We start from the raw sequence: 17,923 nt of genomic DNA on the forward strand, positions 1-17,923 counted from the left end.
TGGCCCAACACTATGATCGCAGCAATTGAAGCTAAGCGGGCAGGATTATTTAGCCGTCAGCACATCTTACCCAATTTAATCGCCGGAGTCGTGGTGGGCGTGGTCGCGCTGCCGTTGGCGATGGCGTTTGCGATAGCCAGCGGGGCCAAACCCGAGCAGGGGATTTATACCGCGCTGATCGCCGGGATCGTCGTTGGCCTGTGCGGCGGTAGCCGCTTGCAAATCGCCGGGCCAACCGGCGCATTTATTGTGATTTTGGCGGCGATTACTGCGCAGCATGGCATTGTCGGGCTGGAAATCGCCACAATGATGGCCGGTGTGATTTTGCTGCTGATGGGGCTGGCCAAGCTGGGCGGGGTAATCAAGTTTATCCCCGCGCCGGTGATTGTGGGTTTTACCGCGGGCATTGGCGTGATTATCTGGACCGGCCAATGGCCCGCTTTTTTTGGTATTCCCAGCCCTGCGGCGACGCATTTTCACGAAAAACTATGGTTAATGCTGCACAGCCTGCCAAGTTTGCATCTGGCCACCACTGCGCTGGCGGCCTTGGGGCTGAGTCTGCTGTTAATCACCCCCAAAGTACCGTATCTAAATAAACTGCCCGGCCCCTTGGTGGCGATGCTGGTGGTGACGCTGATTCAATATTTTGGCCAGTTTGCTGGTGTGGCGACCATCGGCTCGGCCTTTGGCGGTATTCCGCAAGGCTTGCCCAGCTTCGCCTGGCCCGATATTACGATGGCGCGGGTGATCGAGCTGATCGGCCCGGCGTTTACGATTGCGATGCTCGGCGCGATTGAATCGCTATTGTCGGCGGTGGTCGCCGATGGCATGGCGGGTACGCGGCATGACTCAAATCAGGAGCTGATCGGGCAGGGCTTGGCCAATATGGTGATTCCGCTCTTTGGTGGCTTTGCCGCCACCGGGGCGATTGCCCGCACCGCGACCAATATCCGCAATGGCGGTACCAGCCCGTTGTCCTCGGTGGTGCACTCGCTGGTGCTGTTGCTGATTTTGCTGTTTCTCGCGCCGCTGGCAGCGAGCATTCCACTGGCCGTATTGGCGGCAATTTTGTTTGTCGTGGCGTGGAATATGAGCGAAGTGAAGCATTTCTGGTATATGGCCACGCACGCCCCGCGCGCCGATGTGGCGGTGTTGCTGATTACCTTTGTGCTGACGGTGTTTGCTGATTTGGTGGTGGCGGTGAATATCGGTGTGATATTGGCAACGATGCATTTCCTGCGCCGCATGTCGATGTCGGTCGAAGTTTGCCCGCAAGATGAGAAAGAGCTGGCCATGGACCTACTCAGCCAAGGCATGGTGGAGCTACCGAAAGGTGTGCTGGTGTATGCAATTGAAGGGCCGTTTTTCTTTGGCGCGGTAGAGAATTTCCAGCGTGTATTGCACGATACGCACACCGACCCCAAAGTGCTGATTATCCGCCTGCAACGTGTGCCGTTTATGGATATGACCGGCTTGCAAACATTAGACGAAGTGATCGCCGCACTGCAAAAACGCGGTGTGGTGGTGATCTTGTGCGAGGCCAATAGCGCGGTGGCTGCAAAACTAAATCGTTCCGGGGTTGCCAGTACCGTTCAGATTGATAATTTGCTACCTAGCTTTGCCGCAGCGATCAATCGTGCTGATGCGCTGTGTCAAGAAGGGCCAAAATAATTCTAAAAATATCAAGCAGGGATCCTTTTTGCTCCCGCCGCGCCCTATCTAGCGCGCGGTGCGCAGGGTAGAATTGCGTTTTTCTGCCTACTTCTAGCGACCCTGCGTGTATGTCTGCTTCCCGTATTTCTCCAGCCTCTTTGCCTTCGCACCCGATTGGGGTTTTTGATTCGGGCGTCGGTGGCCTGACCGTCGTACGGGCTTTGATGGATAGGCTACCGTTTGAAAATATCATCTATTTTGGTGATACCGCACGCGTGCCGTATGGTGTGAAATCGGTGGCGACGATTGAGCATTACACACAGCAAATTGCAGATTTTTTGCAGCAACAAGACGTTAAAATGCTGATTATTGCCTGCAATACGATGGCCGCGGTGGCGGCGGATAAAGTGCGCGCTAGTGCCAAAGTGCCGGTTCTCGATGTGATTGAAGCGGGCGCAAAAAACGCCGTGGCGCATACCAAAACCGGCGGCATCGGCGTGATTGGCACGCCAACAACGATTAATTCAAATGCCTATGCGCGCGCAATTCATCAGCTCAATCCGGCCACCCGTGTTTATTCGCAAGCCTGCCCGTTGTTTGTGCCGCTGGTGGAAGAGGGCTGGTTAGAGCATGCCGTGACGCGGCTTACCGCGCAGGAATATTTGAAGCCGGTGTTTGTGGAGTCGATCGATACCCTCGTGCTTGGTTGCACGCATTACCCACTGATTAAGCCTTTATTGCTGGATGTGTGCGGTAATCGTATGCAGCTGGTCGATTCGGCTTTGTCGATCGCCGATCAAACGGCCGAAATATTGCAAAGCAGTGGTTTAGCTAATCCCGCGCACAGCATGCCGGAATATCGTTTTGTGGTGACTGATTTGCCGGTGAAATTTCAAACCATTGGTGAGCGCTTCCTCGGGCGCAGCCTTGGTAAAATTGAACTAACCCAGCTTTAAACCCCGGAAAGTACCAAAAATACCAAAGCCCGATGAAATCATCGGGCTTTGCTTTGCGTACAATATGAATTACGCAACCGGCATGTTATGCCGATTGCCGACGCGCTTGCTGCCGATCAAACAGGATACATTCGATAGCTTCGCGCATCGAATGGGCTTTGAAGGTTGAAAACGCGCTTGGCCGCTGCGTGATTAATTCATGTAAACCTTGCTCTAGCGTTTCCAGCTCGCTATCGGGCAGCTCATATAGCCAGTCGTAGGGCGCGGAGCCAATGCTGGGCCTGTGCATAAATGACACCTTTTTGACGAATGCTTTCTTGAAAGTTAATCGAATTTTTGGTTTTTTAAAGCAACTACAGATGAATGGCGGGCCGCTTTTCTCTGTGCGGACATTGAGTTCATCAGGCGTTTTAGCCGAGGTATATAGCCATGTTATATGGGGTGACCATCATTTTTGCAGCATTATTTGCGGGCGAAGCGCTGTCGCGTTTGGCGCATCTGCCGGTGCCCGGCTCGGTAATGGGCATGCTGCTATTGTTGCTGTTGGCTTTATGGCGCCAAGGTTTTGATGCCCGAGTTACTCACTTTGCCACGCATTTATTGCGTTACTTAGCACTGCTATTTATTCCCGCTGGCGTAGGTTTAATGACCTTGAGCGACAAAATTGGTAGTCAAGGTTTGGCTTTGATATTGACGATGGTGTTTTCTACCCTGATCACCATGGCGGTGACGGCGTGGGTTTTGCAGTTCTTGTTAAAGCGACAAGCGGCAAAAAATCAAGCGCGCTCACAGGAGGTACAGCCATGACTTGGCAGACTGTTTGGCAGCCATTGACGCAAATTCCAATTATCTGGTTGCTGCTAACCCTTGGCGCCTATGTGATCAGCGAAGGGATTTATCTGGCGGCGGGGCGTTTTCCGAAATTGCAGCCAGTACTGCATCCGGTATTACTGAGTGTGATCATGCTGATTACATTGTTGCACTACACCCAAGTATCCTACGGTACTTATTTTGCGGGGGCGATGCCAATTCATTTATTGCTGGGCCCAGCTACGGTGGCTTTGGCAATCCCTTTGTATGCCAATTTGCAGCGGGTTCGTGAATACCTCGCTCCGTTGTTAATTGCTTTATTGGTTGGCTCACTGCTCGGGATTTTGTCTGGTTTATTGATCGGACACGCACTCGGTTTATCGCCGACGAGTTTGATTTCAATCGCGCCAAAATCAGTGACGACCCCGATTGCAATGGCCTTGGCCCAGCATGCAGGTGGGAATGTGTCGCTAGCGGCAGGATTTGTGATCTTGACTGGGATTTGTGGTGCCGTATTAGCAGTGCCTTTGTTTCAATTACTTCGTGTTGATAATGAAATTGCGCAAGGTTTTGCTATGGGGATTGCTGCACACGGGGTGGGAACCTCTCGCGCTTTGCAAATGTCTGAAACAACTGGAGCATTTGCTGGGTTGGCGATGGGATTGAACGGGGTGCTGACATCGCTGATTTTATCGCTGGTGTTAAGTGGCTGGTTTTACTTCTTTTAATGAAATTAATGACATTCATTCGGACGATGCACTTATTACGTCATGCAAGTCTGCGTTGGCTATTTAGCGTGCTGGTGCTGCTAATGCTGGGCAGTAGTATGGCGGTGCAAGCACAGCAAAGTTCGGTTTGGCCGCAGCAGCGCTGCGCCTCGTTAGCCAGCAAGAAGGCCGCGCATTGCGTAGAGGTAAAAGCTTGCTGCGCTGAATCTGATATGCGCTGCAATAGCCCACTGTGCACAGATATATGCCAACTTGCCGCGCCATGGGCAATGCTCAATGTCCCCGCTGCAGCGAGGTGGCATTTTGTTGCTGTAAAAGTCGGTACATTACCGCCCGCGATAGCGGAGGTTATACTTGTACCACTGGATAAACCCCCTCGATTGCATACTGATTGGGCATGAGCTGCGCGCTTTGCCCACTGCAGTAATGGCGTTGATAGATACGCCATGCTGATCATGTTTTAATTACTGGCAATTGAGGAGTATTTTCCATGCAAAAACTATTGATTTCACTGATGCTGCTCACTGCATCATTTAGCTACGCTCATTCCGAAGCCGAGATGGCCGCGATGGTGGCCCCCCATGGTGGACAGCTGAAAATGGTGGGGTGGTACCATTTCGAGTTGGTAAGCAAAGGCCAGCAGGTGAATTTGTATTTGAGTGATCATGCGGGTACGCCTAAACCGAGTAAGGACGTCAAGGGCACCGTCACCGTACTGGATGGCACACAAAAACAGGAGGTGACCTTCACGCCACTGGCCCCGAATCAGCTCCGTGCTCAATTAAGCCGCAAGCCAAGCAAAAATGCACAGCTCGAAGTGAAGCTAACCTTCCCAGATGGTCGCAGTGAGCAAGCACAATTTGACCTGCAAGCGCCGGCTAAGCCGGCCGCCAATCATAGCCAACACCACTAAGGAGAGTGCGATGAAAAAAATCTCGTTCGCTTTGCTGTTGGCAGTGCTTAGCCAGTCAGGCTGGGCCGCGCTTGCCGCAACGGTGTATAAAGATCCCAATTGTGGTTGTTGTGAAGCCTATGCAAAATATCTTGGGCAAAATGGTTTTGCGGTTAAAACAATCAATAGCAATGATATGAGTGCCGTAAAGCAACGCTATGGCGCGGATAAACTAGCTAGTTGCCACACCATGCGTGTTACGGCCGCAAATGGGCGCCAATATACCGTTGAGGGGCATGTACCAGTCGCAGCGATTCACAAGCTGCTCAAGCAACAGCCCGATATTGTAGGAATTGCGCTGCCTGGCATGCCCGCCAATTCTCCGGGAATGGGGCCGGAAAAGCCGGGTAGCTTGACTATCTATGCTTTGCAGAACCAGCAAACAACCAAGGTTTTCTCGGTTGAATAATTGATGGTATTGCTTGCTAGGTATTGTTGTTTCTGATTCTTGAGGCAATACCCTGGCTTGTTTGCGCAAAGGTCACCCAAGCGAAGGTGGCCTTTTTTATTCCCTGCAATTCACTGGTTTTGTGCTGTGCAGCATGGTATGCTGGGATGACCTCACAGCCTAATCTTGGCTAAAGCTCAAGCCTCACTTTCTGTTTGAAATGTACTGCCAACCTCTATCTGGAGACTTAGCATGGCGTTTTATTTTGAAGATTTGAAAGTCGACCAAACCGCAGAATATCGCAAAACTCTGACCGAAACGGATGTCGTTCTGTTCGCTGGCTTAACTGGCGATAATAATCCAATGCATATTGATGCCGAATTTGCACATCAAACCCGCTTTGGCGAGCGTATTGTGCACGGTATGCTAACGGCGAGTTTTTTATCGACCGTCATCGGGATGCACTTGCCAGGCCCGGGTTGTATTTATATGGCGCAAAATATCCGCTTTGTGCATCCGGTACACATTGGTGAAACGGTCAGTGCCCGTGCGCGGATTGTTGAGTTGTTTCCTGATAAGCAGCGCGCCAAACTAATCACTGAATGCTGGGTGCGGGATGTAGTGGTGTTATCGGGCGACGCCTTGGTCTGGGTGCCTAAACGTCCAGCCTAGGAGCTTGCGGGCGTGCTTGCGCGCAAGCTGGAACAAGATTATTTGTACTAAAAATAAAGCCTCGCAGTTGCGAGGCTTTATTGCATGCGTCAATGTTGACACCTATTTGATGGCATGGGCCACCAGCACCATCACGGCGGCAGAGGCCAGACGGGTTTTGACGTCATCCGCACGGCTGGTTAGCACAATTGGCACGCGTGCGCCGAGTACAATGCCGGCCGAGTCGGCGGCGGCAAAGTAACTCATTTGCTTGGCGAGCATATTGCCCGCTTCGATATCGGGAACGACCAAGATATCGGCTTGCCCAGCGACGGGTGAGTTGATTTTTTTGGTCTTGGCGGCAGCCATTGAGATTGCGTTATCAAAGGCTAGCGGGCCGTCCAAAATTGCACCATGGATTTGTCCACGATCAGCCATTTTGCACAGTAATGCCGCATCCATTGTTGATGGCATTTTGTCCGTGACGGTTTCTACCGCGGATAGTAGTGCGACTTTGGGGCAGGGTATGCCCAGAATATGCGCCAGATCGATCGCATTTTGTGTGATGTCGGCCTTGGCGGCCAAGCCTGGTGCGATGTTGATCGCCGCATCAGTCACCAGTAGTGCGCGCTCATAAGCGGGGACATCCATCACAAAGACATGGCTGATGCGCCGTGCGGTGCGCAGGCCGGTGGCCGAGCACATCACCTCCGACATCATCTCATCGGTGTGCAGGCTGCCTTTCATGAGCGCTTGCGCTTCACCGTTGCGGCATAGTTCTACCGCTTTTTGCGCTGAATTGTGGCTGTGCTCAGCCCCCACGATGCGCACACCGGTGATTGAAATACCTTCCGTTTGTGCTAACGCGCGAATTTTGGCTTCCGGGCCGACCAAAATTGGGATAATCAAATTTTCTTGCGCAGCTTGCATTGCGCCCAGCAGCGAGTCGCGATCACAGGGGTGTACAACGGCGGTGGGTACGGGGGGCAATAAATCGGTTTTGGCGCGCAGATTAGCGAACACATGATGTGCACGCAGCGTAAATTGTGGCGCTTCGGCATATTCGCTGCGCTGGCTACAGCTTGGGGCGATGACATGAATTGGCCCGCTACATAGCTGCTCACCATGCTGGTTCTCGCACGTGGCATCCAGAATAACAATATTGCTCTCTTCGTGTTTGCTGCTGACCGTTAGGGTGAGCGACAAAATATCGTCTTGTTCAATCCAGCCATGTGCTTGCAAACCGTGTTCGCGAATTAATGAGCCGGGGCCGGGAAAGGAATTAATTGCGGTGGCAGTGAGAAACAGAAAAATACCGGTGGCGGGTACCTTAATCACGCCCTCGATTTCCTTCTTTCCCGCCATCATACCCAGCATATCAATATCGCTACGACGTACCAGATGTTGTCGGTGATATTGCTGGCCTATGCTCAGATCAGCAAACAACAGATTTTCGACGCTCATGATGCTTCCTTTGGCAATAATTTGCCGGCCACCGCCGCGGGGCTAGCCTACGGCTGGATCGAGTCGGCGTGAGAGGATCAGGCGATAATATTCATGCCGCCATCCACATAAAATGTTGAACCTGTGAGGCGTTTGGCCCCTTCCGAACACAGGAAGGCTGCCGCGGCGCCCACATCATCAATATCAACCAGTTCGCGCATAGGGGCGTGTTGCGATGCTTGAGATAGCAGGGCGTTAAATTCAGGAATCCCGCTGGCGGCTCGCGTCATAATCGGGCCGGGTGAGACGGCGTGCACACGGATTTTTTTGCTACCCAGCTCGTTGGCCAGATAGCGCACGCTGGCTTCAAGTGCCGCTTTGACTGGGCCCATGACGCCATAGTTTTGGACCACTTTTTCCGCACCCAAATAGCTCATGGTCAGCAGCGTGCCGCCATTATTCATCAACGGTTCGGCCAGCTTGGCCATGCGAATAAACGAGTGGCAAGAGACATCCATCGCCAGTGCAAAACCAGCAGCCGAGCTATCGACTACGCGTCCGTGCAGGTCGTCTTTGAGGGCAAAGGCAATTGAATGTACGCCGATATCAAGGCGACCCCAAGTTTTCTGGATTTGCGCAAAAACTGCTTCCAGATCGCCTTCTTCCTGCACATTGCATTTGAGCACAATGGCAGGCTCAAGCTCTTCCAGCAGCGGGGCGATAAAGTCTTTGGTGCGGTCGGTCTGGTAGGTAATGGCGAGCTGTACACCTTGTTCTTTGAGCGCTTTAGCGACGCCATAGGCAATTGAATTGGCATTGGCCATGCCAACGATCAACGCGTATTTTCCTGCAAGAGCTTGGGTCATTTTACTGCCTCATCACGATCATCAAAGTGGAGGCATCGCAGTTCACCCGCACAGGGTTTGCTGCGATGCGAGATGTATTGATCCTAGCTCTTTGGGGTTTATTGTGCAATGCAATATATTGGCTTGTTTGATGTATTGCAGGCTGAGAGTGAATAAAACCCCTCCCGCTTCGTGCTAGGTAAAAGTTCGGAGGGGTATAGCCTTGAAAGGTATGGAGTGTTTGCAGTTGCGACAAATACACTGGCGGGTATTTTGCGCACTTAATCTGGCGCAGTGTTAATGGGTTTTGTGCTTGCCAGTTGCGGTATGGCAATGAATACTTCGCTCACTTCAATAATGAGATAAGCCGTGTTTGCTGCTGCTTTTGCCGCCCTGATGGCGACCGATCCAAATCACAAAATCGCATTACTAGAGCAGATCGATTTGACCGCCGTATCTGCCAATATCGACCAGCTGCCGATAAACAAGGTCGAAAGCCCAGGCCGGCCGCAGAAACCCGCTCTGGTGCCGCCAGCACAAGTGCCGCGTAGGAGCAATTTGCGCGCAGTCGAAAACCGCGCAGCCTTATTGCATGCGTTTGCGCACATAGAATTTAACGCAATCAATCTGGCGCTTGATGCGATTTATCGTTTCCGAGAGATGCCCGCGCAGTATTACGCCGACTGGTTGCGTGTCGCGGTAGAAGAGGCTTACCACTTTAATTTATTGCGCGCACATTTAAATAGTTTAGGTTTTGATTACGGTGATTTTGACGCGCACAACAGCTTGTGGGAGATGGCGGTGCGTACTGACGCCGATGTGATGGTGCGCATGGCTTTGGTGCCGCGAATCCTAGAGGCGCGTGGGCTCGATGCGGTGCCGCCGATCCGCGAAAAGCTAGCTACGGTCAAAGATCTACGTGCTTGTGAGATTCTCGACATTATTTTGCGTGATGAAATCGGTCATGTACGCATTGGCAATCACTGGTATCACTGGTGCTGTGAGCAACGCGGTCTCGAACCGATTGCGACCTTTGTTGCACTATTGCGTGAATATGATGCGCCAGTGTTTCGTGGCACATTCAATCATTTGGCGCGGTTGGAGGCGGGTTTTAGTGAAGACGAAATGGCGCTGATCGAGTCGCTCAAAACATGAGAGGTATTCGCTGTTAGCCTAGACAAGGTATGGCGTACATGCATATGCCATACCGGTGTATTTTAGACGGGCAACAAAAAACCCGCAGGCTTAACGCTGTGCGGGTTATCTGATCAACACCGAAGTGTTTGGTGCCCAGGGTCGGACTCGAACCGACACACCTTGCGGCGGGGGATTTTGAGTCCCTTGTAATTGGATTTTTGCGTATTTTGTTGGACGATGAAAATGGATAAAAACATTTATTTATAAGGGTTTATGGTCTTTTAGGGTCTGGGGTTGTCTAATGGCATCTTTGAAATAACTGTGTACAATCCTGTGTACAGCATTCTGAGTGTGATTGCCCTTTGTGTGGAGCCCGAGATGAAAACCAATGTGTCCATTAGCGAAGTGATTGCGAAGCTACAGCCTCGCAAATTCCTTAAACTCGAGTCGATTGCCCCTTATGGGACTTTGGTGCTGCGCAAAACAGGGAAGGGTAGTGTCGTGTTTTATTGGCGGGTGACTATTGGTTCCAAGTCGCCAGCCTATCAAATTGGCCTGTATGACTCCTCAGCGCCTCCATTGAGTAAATCGCCGACGCCAAATGGTTACTCGCTCAGGGCTGCCCGTATGGCGGCTGAGAGCATGGCTGAAAAGCACTATGCCGCCCTGTCTGATGGGGGCTACGAGACCGTTATTGCGCAACAACAGCTGCAAGAACAAGCACTCGCCAAAGAAAATGCTGCGGCAGGTCATTCCTTAGAAAAACTGTACATGCTGTATGTTGATTCATTGGCCACACGCAATCATGAAACAGCGAAGCAAGCCCGCAATCTGTTTGCCAAGAATGTGGCAGCGGTCTTTCCGGAGATTGCTAATACTCAGGCGAATCGAGTGAGCTCAGAACAGGTCGTCACGGTACTTCGTGATATCTGGTCGGCGGAAAAATACAACACCGCACGCAAATTGAAAGCCTACCTGCACGCTGCCTATGCCATGGCTAAAAATGCGGATCACAACCCCACCGTGGCAGAAGAATTTAAAGTCTTCGCAATCAAACAGAACCCAGTTTCCGATATTGAAGGCGTTAAGCCCAAAGATACTGGCGTCGACAAAAATGCACTGTTGCCTGACGACATGCGCAAATACTGGCAAGTGATCTCCAAGGCAGGGGCGCAGACTGCATTTCTGCGCCTGCATCTGCTGTTGGGTGGGCAGCGGCTTGAGCAGCTGGTGCGCCTGAAAAACTGTGACGTGCACGAAGACATGTTGGTGCTGTGGGATAGCAAAGGACGCACTGGCTCGGTAAGGCCCATTGTCGTGCCTTTGATTCCTGCTGCTTTGGCAGCGCTGAAAGAGCTTCAAGTGCAAGGTGAATACGCGCTATCAGTTACGCCTGGTCGCCCCTTGAGCACCAGAACCGTCAATACTTGGGCGCAAAACATCGTCGGAGAGCAAATTCCTGCTTTCACTCTCAAGCGGGTTCGCTCTGGCGTGACGACCTTGCTGAGCAAACTGCAAGTCAATGCCGAAATCCGCAACCATCTTCAGTCGCATAATTTGCACGGAGTGGAAGCGCGCCATTACAACATGTACGACTTTGCCGAAGAAAAACGAAAGGCCCTCGAAGACATGTATGCTTTCTTGGTGACTAGCTCTAAATAGCAGAGGCGTAAAGTTGTTAAGGTCTGCTACCAGATGGTTTGCAGGCATTTGTGTTGCTTGATGAAGTGTCGACAATTCGGCCAAAACAGCCGTTCAGCATATCGGCTCCCAATGACATCTCCCTGATGAGTAACAGACCATAATTTTTGTGTTTTTTTTAAAAAATTGACCGTTGTTATTTATAGTTAATCGGTCTAATATTTGTGCATGACTACGATTTCCGATCTTCCACGGCGTCCACGCGGCCGCCCAGCGCACAATGGCCTTGATTATGCTGATACCAAGGCTTTGCTGATTCGATGTGGCGTTGAACTGCTCACGCAATATGGCGTGAGCGCTACGGTGATCGATGATGTACTCAAGCGAGTCCAGGTACCCAAAGGATCTTTTTATCATTACTTCGCAAGCAAAGACGCTTTTGTTGACGCAGCGGTTGAGGCCTATGCCGACTATTTTGCCCGCAAGTTAAATAGTCACTTCCAAAATCAAGAGCTGGCACCGTTGGCACGCATTTCAGCGTTTGTTGACGAAGCTTGCGCGGGGGTCGAGCGCCATGATTTCACGCGTGGATGTCTGGTCGGCAATCTCGGGCAAGAAGTCAGTTGTCTTAGCCCGAATTTACGCCAGCGATTAGAAGATATTTTTTGTGACTGGGAGCATCGGTTGGAACAATGCCTGCAAGAGGCGATTGCCTCAGGCGATTTAGACAAAGAAGCCGATTGCGCTGCGTTGGCACATGTTTTCTGGATCGGCTGGGAAGGGGCAGTTCTGCGCGCGCGTCTGGTTCGAAGTTGCGGGCCAATGAAGGCTTTTTTGGATTTATTCATGCAGGCGCTACCCCCCGCATAATTTTTTTAATTATTTATAGTTTATTGGTCTAATTTATTCAGAAGGAGACAGGCATGTTTAAAGGCATTTTGATCAGCAAGGATGACAATGGGTACCGTGCGGCATACCAAGAGATTGATGAAGGTGTGCTACAGGAAGGTGATGTGACTGTCCGTATCGAATGGTCCACGCTTAACTACAAAGATGGCTTGGCAATTACTGGCAAATCACCAGTAGTGCGGCGCTTTCCGATGGTGGCCGGAATTGATTTTGCTGGCGTTGTGAGCGAGAGTCTGCACCCGCGCTGGCAGGCTGGTGACCGGGTTTTATTGAACGGCTGGGGCGTTGGGGAAACTCACTGCGGTGGTTTAGCTGAACGGGCCAAAGTAAAAGGCGATTGGTTAGTGGCTTTGCCCGATAGACTCACAGCTCGCCAAGCTATGTCGATAGGGACGGCGGGCTATACCGCGATGCTGTGTGTAATTGCGCTGGAAAAACATGGAATACGCCCAGAAAGTGGCCCAGTGCTGGTGACAGGTGCCAACGGCGGGGTTGGCAGTTTCGCCGTAGCCTTGCTGGCCATTCAGGGTTACAGCGTTGTGGCCTCAACCGGGCGGATGGCGGACGCCGAATATCTCAAATCGCTAGGCGCAGCGGAAGTGATTGATCGTGCCGAACTGTCTGCGCCCGGCAAAGCCTTAGGCAAAGAGCGCTGGAGCGCGGTGATTGATTCGGTCGGCAGCCATACTCTTGCAAATGCCTGCGCCATGACCCGCTATGGCGGTGCTGTTGCCGCTTGCGGGCTGGCGCAAGGGTTAGATTTCCCTGCATCTGTGGCTCCGTTTATCCTTCGAGGAATTACGCTCTACGGCATAGATAGCGTAATGGCCCCGTTGGCTATTCGCGAAGCAGCTTGGAAAAGGTTGGCCCAAGACATTAACGGAGTTAATCTTGATGCCATCGTTACAGAAATCAGCTTGTCCGAGGTGATTCACGTGGCTAAAGATCTGCTAGCTGGCAAAGTGCGCGGACGTGTTGTAATTGATGTTACGCGCTGATTCGATTGGCGTATTTTACAGATCAAGGAGTAGCTTGCTGGGCTGCATAAACTGCTTGCATGTATTCTCATTAATACTTTGCATATTACGCACCAATATAACCAAAGCTGTTGCGGAATACTGAACTAGGCCGCTAAACAAAGTTATAAAAATCGTTGCTTTAGTAGAAGTGTCAATGCTGACGGCTAAAAATAGGGCCGCTAAATATGCAGTTGCGGCCTTATTCATTGCTAGTCTTTGTAAAAGCTTTTTAAACTTTAGCAGGTATTTAAATTAGAAATTACCTAGGCGAAGCAGGGCGGTGAATTCATCTTATGATAACGTCCTTTCAATCCTTTGATCCGGAATAAGCCACAGAATCGCGACAGTAATATAAAGAGCTCCAGCGAACAGCTCTTGATAAAAGGCTAACGGGATAGCAAAGACGTAGAGGATGATTGACCAGTTGCCTTTCCGATCCACCCCAATGGCTTTTGCGAGGACGGAATCTGGCCCATCTGCATGGATAAATGCCCGCACCAAAATCCAGTAAGCAATGGCCGCCATTAGTAGCACACAACCATAGAGTACAACTGGCAATTTAGCAAAATGGTTTTCACCCATCCATCCTGTGGCAAAAGGCAATAGTGACAACCAAAACAGCAAGTGAAGATTAGCCCATAACACTCTACTATCAACTTTTCGAGCAGCATGAAGCATATGGTGATGGTTGTTCCAGTAAATGCCTACATAAACAAAACTTAAAACGTAACATATGAAAACAGGTAATAAAGGTCGTAGTGTCTCAAAATTCTCACCGTGTGGCACTTTAATTTCCAACACCATAATAGTAATAATGATGGCAAGAACGCCATCACTGAAAGCTTCTAAGCGATTTTTTTTGCATATATCCTCTTAATTTTGCAAGCCGTACAGACAAATAGTGAAATAATATTAGTAGAATTGCGACATATTTGTATGTCATTAGTATCTGATGGATTATAATCGAATTGAAGATGGGATGAGTAGATTGTGAAATTAATCAAATGCAGGATGTGAAAAATAAGACGACACTGATTATCAGAACTTGGTACACAGTAATCTTTCGATGAATTCAAGCATTCAAGTTAAAGTTTAGCACCTACATAAAATAGTCAATCCAATTGACAAGTGGAAAATCTTTAAGAAAATGGACTAGTATCTGAGGGGTGACTATGCAATACATTATCAAAATTAAAAACCAAAGAGCTACAAATATACGATTCACGGCAAGTCCTTTCTGATTCCTCTCAATACCGAAATATCAAAAAATGAAAATCTCAGAATAAATTTAAGCAATAGTGTGATTTTATTATTTTTTGTGCTTCCTTCGTCATCGCTGAATTTTTGGTTAATTATTACTACTATTCGGCCGTACCTAAGTTCGTCGAGATAAATGCTCCAGTTAATCACGTCTAATAGATCTAAATAAAATACAAGAGCAGAAATAAATCCCTTAAAGTCTATTCCTCTTCTAGGCCAAAAATCAATTTTAATAAGAAGCATCGGGTATGATTTACGTAATATACATTAAGTATGATCAAATCTGCGAAGTTTTTATGCAGTTTCGTCCAGAATTTTTTGCGAAATAAAGCAATGAGTCAGCTCTTTCCTTGAGTGAATGGTAGTCGTCGTTTTCATGCAAATTGGTGCATCCATAACTCGCTGTTACGCCACCATTAAGCACGCCAATCGTACTCCAATCATAACGATTGAGAGACTCTTTAAGGCGCAGAGCTATACGTTCTCCATCGATGGAGTTTCCTTTGATTACTAATATAAATTCTTCCCCACCAACTCTTGCAAAGTAATCTCCATTATGAATGCTTCCAATAACAATGGAAGAAAATTCATGCAATACTCGATCACCGACTGCATGGCCGTATGAGTCATTAATTTTTTTGAAATGATCAATGTCGATTGCTATTATGCATAAATTGACATTGTTTTTTTTACTGAAGTCAATAACGATGTTGCATATTTGTTCAATTCGATATCTACTTAAGGCGCCGGTTAAATGATCATAGTCAACCATTGTTTTTAAATTAATGTTTCTTCGTCCTAACCTAAAAAAAATATAAATTAAAGTCAAAGCTAAAATAAAAGCAATAGCATCGCCAATAAAATCACTGGCAGCCCAGGCAATCAATTTCTCAGTTTTTACGTAAGTCCGTACAAATAGTTTTTCACCTGCCATTGTTATGGTATTGTTTGACCATAAGATATCCCATCGTTTTTTTTCAAAGTCCCAAAAGCTAATGCTAGTATTAGTGGCGAACTGATGGCCCAACAATCCTTTCCATTCGGTTTGTAAGTCTGCTTCATAAAATCTATTTTTTACAGTGACACCAAGTTCGCCTAGCCTATTACCATTATGAGATGAGGATTTATAAGATACAGGGAGACTTATCTTCATAAAATAATCATTGCCGCATGAATCACCTTTCTTTAAAAAAGAAATTCTCCCTGAGCCAACATAACAATCTGAGTCATTACTAAATTTTGGTGATTTTTGCGATCGTTCATCTGATATGGAATCTGGCTCAGTAATATATTCATGCAAATATTTTCCTTTTGGGAAAAAGCTCTTAAGTGCTAAGAAGTTAGCTTTTTCTTTTGCGGTATCACCCTCTATTGAGGCGTAGATGTGAGCAGAATCATCTTCCTGATTTTTTTCACTTGAAATAAGTGCTGCCAAGTATAAAATTCTTACATTTGCACGCTGAAAAACACCACTTATCTCTGACCAGTCTATTCTGTTGATTAATTCTATTTTGTCCCGTTCTGAAATTATCCTAGTAGAAAAAACAAATATAAAACAAATTACGACAATGCAAATTATTGAATGCAGAAAGCTGTAGAAGTACCTCTCTACTTCAAGAAAATCCATGGTATCTCCCTGCGATGATTGGGCATATTAAATTTTGGCTGCCATTCATTACTTCCTAGGCTTGGCGTATTTAAAAATTAAGTAAATTATAAAAAATGGAAATAGTTAAAGTGAATTAAAGCTCACAATCCAGTGCCTTGAAGCTTATATCTTCAACATGAGGGCTAAGGCATTTTTTAATTGAGAAAAATGAGTCAGACTTTAAATATTTTCTCAATTGATCTTTGTTTTTCCAAACTTCTAAGGTGACAATTACCGGGCATGACTCACCATACTCATGAACCTCAAATTTCAAACATCCATACTCATTTTTAATAATAGAGTCCATGGATTTTAACGCTTTCTTAATTGGATGGTAAGAGTTAGCTTTTAGAACTATGGTTGATACAATTGCTAATGTCATAAAATTCCATTGCCATATTTTTTAGTTTTAAGGTGAAACATAAAATAACAATTGTTAATTTTCTTTAATGTTTGTTGTGCTATTATTTTCAATACTCAATTTCATATCAAGCATCTTTGCTTAAAACACTTTTGAGGAAAAATGAAAAATCTTAAGGATTTGAAGTTACTTATCAAAGTAAGCGAGACATTAAATTTATCAGATGCAGCAAATGAGATGAATCTCTCGCCTGCGGCTGTTAGCATGGCTATAAAACGCCTAGAGGATGAGCTTGGTGTAAATTTACTTGTACGCTCCACACGTAATGTTCGATTATCAGGAAGCGGAGAAATTTTTATCGATTACAGCAAAAGGGCTTTAGAACTACTAGAGGAGGGCATCGATAAGATCACTGCAAAAAACAGCAAGATAAAGAAAAAGATACGGATTACAATGCCATCCGATCTGGGCCGTAGCGTATTACTTTCGTTTCTGGATACTTACCAAAACGAGAATAAACAAATCCAGTTTGAAATATTCTTCACGGATGAGATTGTTGACTTTTATCAAACAAGAGTGGATCTGGCTATTAGATGTGGTCTACTTCCTGATTCTGGCTTAATCGCTCTTCCTATCATGCCTGGCAATCGACGAATTCTTTGCGCGTCTCCTGAATATCTAAGGTCAATTGGCGAAGTGACTCATCCCAATGAACTTAATAAATTCTCCTGCTTGAGCTATTACATCAAAGGAAAAGCTCAACAAAATTGGTCTTTTTCAAAGGGTGAAGAAAAAATCACTGTCACTATAAATCCAGAGTTTATTTCCAATGACGGCTGTGTCGTGAAAGAGTGGGCACGGCAAGGCCGAGGAATTGCTTACAAATCTCATCTAGACGTAGTGGATGATTTAAAGAAAGGTACTCTTGTGCAAATTTTGCCCGATTGGTCGGGTGAAGAAGCACCGATCAATTTGATCACAGCTGAGAAACTTGGCAATGAATTTGGTCGGTCATTTCGCGATCACCTTCAAATGGAAATTGGTGGCTATTTAAATAACTAAACAATGTCGTCTATTTGTTTCAGAGTCGTCGGTATTGTTTGGCCATTAATTTCAGATGAATTTATTCTTTTTAGTTTAACCGAGAAAGAGTCGATATTTTTATGTAGCAGCTGGGCGAGTTCCTGATAACGTAGAGATGCTCTTGATAACATGTATGAATGAAAATCACACCATTCTTCAAAAATAGTTAAATTATTAAAATCATCCACATTTTGATATATAAAATACTGCATACATCCTGGCTCATTTGGCATCAAAACCGATAAACTCACTACTGCTTCGCTGGCTAATTCATATTTGTTGGGGTGAATAATGCATGTTGAAATTAGAATGAATGGCTCCATAGGTGTAGCCCCAGAAAAGTTATAAGATGGCATAATGAAGTTCAGACTAAATATATCTAAATTACTGTTTTGACCGAAGGGTTACAATTAGTGAGAGCTTTATTTTGATGGACCTA

19 protein-coding genes are annotated in these 17,923 nt (G+C 47.5%); 12 read left to right on the forward strand and 7 right to left on the reverse strand.

Translation table 11 applies throughout. The annotated features are described in order from the left end of the window. The first annotated feature begins 12 nt into the window (after window positions 1–12). Window positions 13–1,671: a SulP family inorganic anion transporter gene (locus tag HZU75_RS12475; RefSeq protein WP_180306354.1), complete on the forward strand. Its 1,659-nt coding sequence runs from the start codon at window positions 13–15 to the stop codon at window positions 1,669–1,671. A 110-nt stretch (window positions 1,672–1,781) separates the two neighbouring features. Further along, window positions 1,782–2,609: a glutamate racemase gene (murI, locus tag HZU75_RS12480; RefSeq protein ID WP_180306355.1), complete on the forward strand. Its 828-nt coding sequence runs from the start codon at window positions 1,782–1,784 to the stop codon at window positions 2,607–2,609. Between the two features lie 85 nt (window positions 2,610–2,694). Here murI and HZU75_RS12485 read toward each other — a convergent pair whose 3' ends face one another. Beyond that, window positions 2,695–2,898 (reverse strand): hypothetical protein, encoded by a 204-nt coding sequence (locus HZU75_RS12485; protein ID WP_180306356.1) that lies wholly within the window; start codon window positions 2,896–2,898, stop codon window positions 2,695–2,697. A gap of 140 nt (window positions 2,899–3,038) precedes the next feature. Between HZU75_RS12485 and HZU75_RS12490 the strand changes: the two genes are divergently transcribed. The 5 genes from HZU75_RS12490 to HZU75_RS12510 all read left to right on the forward strand — a co-directional run bounded on the left by HZU75_RS12490 (window position 3,039) and on the right by HZU75_RS12510 (window position 6,159). Further along, on the forward strand, window positions 3,039–3,416 hold the full coding sequence (locus HZU75_RS12490) for a CidA/LrgA family protein (protein WP_180306357.1): 378 nt from the start codon (window positions 3,039–3,041) through the stop codon (window positions 3,414–3,416). Next, entirely contained in the window at window positions 3,413–4,147 is a 735-nt protein-coding gene (locus HZU75_RS12495; protein WP_180306358.1) for an LrgB family protein, read from the forward strand. The genes HZU75_RS12490 and HZU75_RS12495 overlap by 4 nt, the downstream gene beginning before the upstream one ends. Window positions 4,148–4,637: 490 nt before the next feature. Next, window positions 4,638–5,060: a hypothetical protein gene (locus HZU75_RS12500; protein ID WP_180306359.1), complete on the forward strand. Its 423-nt coding sequence runs from the start codon at window positions 4,638–4,640 to the stop codon at window positions 5,058–5,060. Window positions 5,061–5,070: 10 nt separating this feature from the next. After that, the gene (locus tag HZU75_RS12505; protein WP_180306360.1) at window positions 5,071–5,508 is read left to right on the forward strand and encodes a DUF411 domain-containing protein; all 438 of its coding nucleotides are present in this window, start codon (window positions 5,071–5,073) and stop codon (window positions 5,506–5,508) included. A 231-nt stretch (window positions 5,509–5,739) separates the two neighbouring features. Next, window positions 5,740–6,159 carry a MaoC family dehydratase gene (locus HZU75_RS12510; RefSeq protein ID WP_180306361.1) on the forward strand — a complete coding sequence of 140 codons (420 nt, stop codon included), beginning with the start codon at window positions 5,740–5,742 and terminating at the stop codon, window positions 6,157–6,159. A gap of 102 nt (window positions 6,160–6,261) precedes the next feature. On the opposite strand, the gene HZU75_RS12515 is transcribed toward HZU75_RS12510, so the two are convergent. Continuing rightward, window positions 6,262–7,602 (reverse strand): bifunctional enoyl-CoA hydratase/phosphate acetyltransferase, encoded by a 1,341-nt coding sequence (locus tag HZU75_RS12515; RefSeq protein WP_180306362.1) that lies wholly within the window; start codon window positions 7,600–7,602, stop codon window positions 6,262–6,264. A 77-nt stretch (window positions 7,603–7,679) separates the two neighbouring features. Then, window positions 7,680–8,447: an enoyl-ACP reductase FabI gene (gene fabI, locus HZU75_RS12520; RefSeq protein WP_180306363.1), complete on the reverse strand. Its 768-nt coding sequence runs from the start codon at window positions 8,445–8,447 to the stop codon at window positions 7,680–7,682. Window positions 8,448–8,822: 375 nt separating this feature from the next. Here fabI and HZU75_RS12525 point away from each other — a divergent pair, with 375 nt between their 5' ends. From HZU75_RS12525 to acuI, 4 genes are all read left to right on the forward strand, one after another. Next, the gene (locus tag HZU75_RS12525; RefSeq protein ID WP_180308826.1) at window positions 8,823–9,581 is read left to right on the forward strand and encodes a ferritin-like domain-containing protein; all 759 of its coding nucleotides are present in this window, start codon (window positions 8,823–8,825) and stop codon (window positions 9,579–9,581) included. Window positions 9,582–9,941: 360 nt separating this feature from the next. Next, the gene (locus tag HZU75_RS12530; protein WP_180306364.1) at window positions 9,942–11,225 is read left to right on the forward strand and encodes a tyrosine-type recombinase/integrase; all 1,284 of its coding nucleotides are present in this window, start codon (window positions 9,942–9,944) and stop codon (window positions 11,223–11,225) included. 207 nt (window positions 11,226–11,432) lie between these two features. Continuing rightward, a complete protein-coding gene (gene acuR / locus HZU75_RS12535) occupies window positions 11,433–12,074 on the forward strand; it encodes an acrylate utilization transcriptional regulator AcuR (RefSeq protein ID WP_180306365.1) in 642 nt (213 codons plus the stop codon). A gap of 53 nt (window positions 12,075–12,127) precedes the next feature. After that, a complete protein-coding gene (acuI, locus tag HZU75_RS12540; protein ID WP_180306366.1) occupies window positions 12,128–13,111 on the forward strand; it encodes an acrylyl-CoA reductase (NADPH) in 984 nt (327 codons plus the stop codon). A gap of 312 nt (window positions 13,112–13,423) precedes the next feature. Here the strand turns inward: acuI and HZU75_RS12545 are convergent, their stop codons facing one another. From HZU75_RS12545 to HZU75_RS12555, 3 genes are all read right to left on the reverse strand, one after another. Then, window positions 13,424–13,999, reverse strand: coding sequence for a TMEM175 family protein (locus HZU75_RS12545; protein ID WP_180308827.1), 576 nt, complete (start codon window positions 13,997–13,999; stop codon window positions 13,424–13,426). A 670-nt stretch (window positions 14,000–14,669) separates the two neighbouring features. Beyond that, on the reverse strand, window positions 14,670–16,019 hold the full coding sequence (locus tag HZU75_RS12550) for a GGDEF domain-containing protein (protein WP_180306367.1): 1,350 nt from the start codon (window positions 16,017–16,019) through the stop codon (window positions 14,670–14,672). Between the two features lie 115 nt (window positions 16,020–16,134). Then, window positions 16,135–16,422: an antibiotic biosynthesis monooxygenase gene (locus HZU75_RS12555; RefSeq protein WP_180306368.1), complete on the reverse strand. Its 288-nt coding sequence runs from the start codon at window positions 16,420–16,422 to the stop codon at window positions 16,135–16,137. 141 nt (window positions 16,423–16,563) lie between these two features. Here HZU75_RS12555 and HZU75_RS12560 point away from each other — a divergent pair, with 141 nt between their 5' ends. Beyond that, a complete protein-coding gene (locus HZU75_RS12560; RefSeq protein ID WP_180306369.1) occupies window positions 16,564–17,463 on the forward strand; it encodes a LysR family transcriptional regulator in 900 nt (299 codons plus the stop codon). On the opposite strand, the gene HZU75_RS12565 is transcribed toward HZU75_RS12560, so the two are convergent. Beyond that, window positions 17,460–17,840 carry a putative quinol monooxygenase gene (locus HZU75_RS12565; protein WP_180306370.1) on the reverse strand — a complete coding sequence of 127 codons (381 nt, stop codon included), beginning with the start codon at window positions 17,838–17,840 and terminating at the stop codon, window positions 17,460–17,462. The two genes, HZU75_RS12560 and HZU75_RS12565, sit on opposite strands and share 4 nt — an antisense overlap. Between the last annotated feature and the right edge of the window lie 83 nt (window positions 17,841–17,923).

This window comes from Chitinibacter fontanus (genome assembly GCF_013423785.1).
GTDB lineage: Bacteria > Pseudomonadota > Gammaproteobacteria > Burkholderiales > Chitinibacteraceae > Chitinibacter > Chitinibacter fontanus.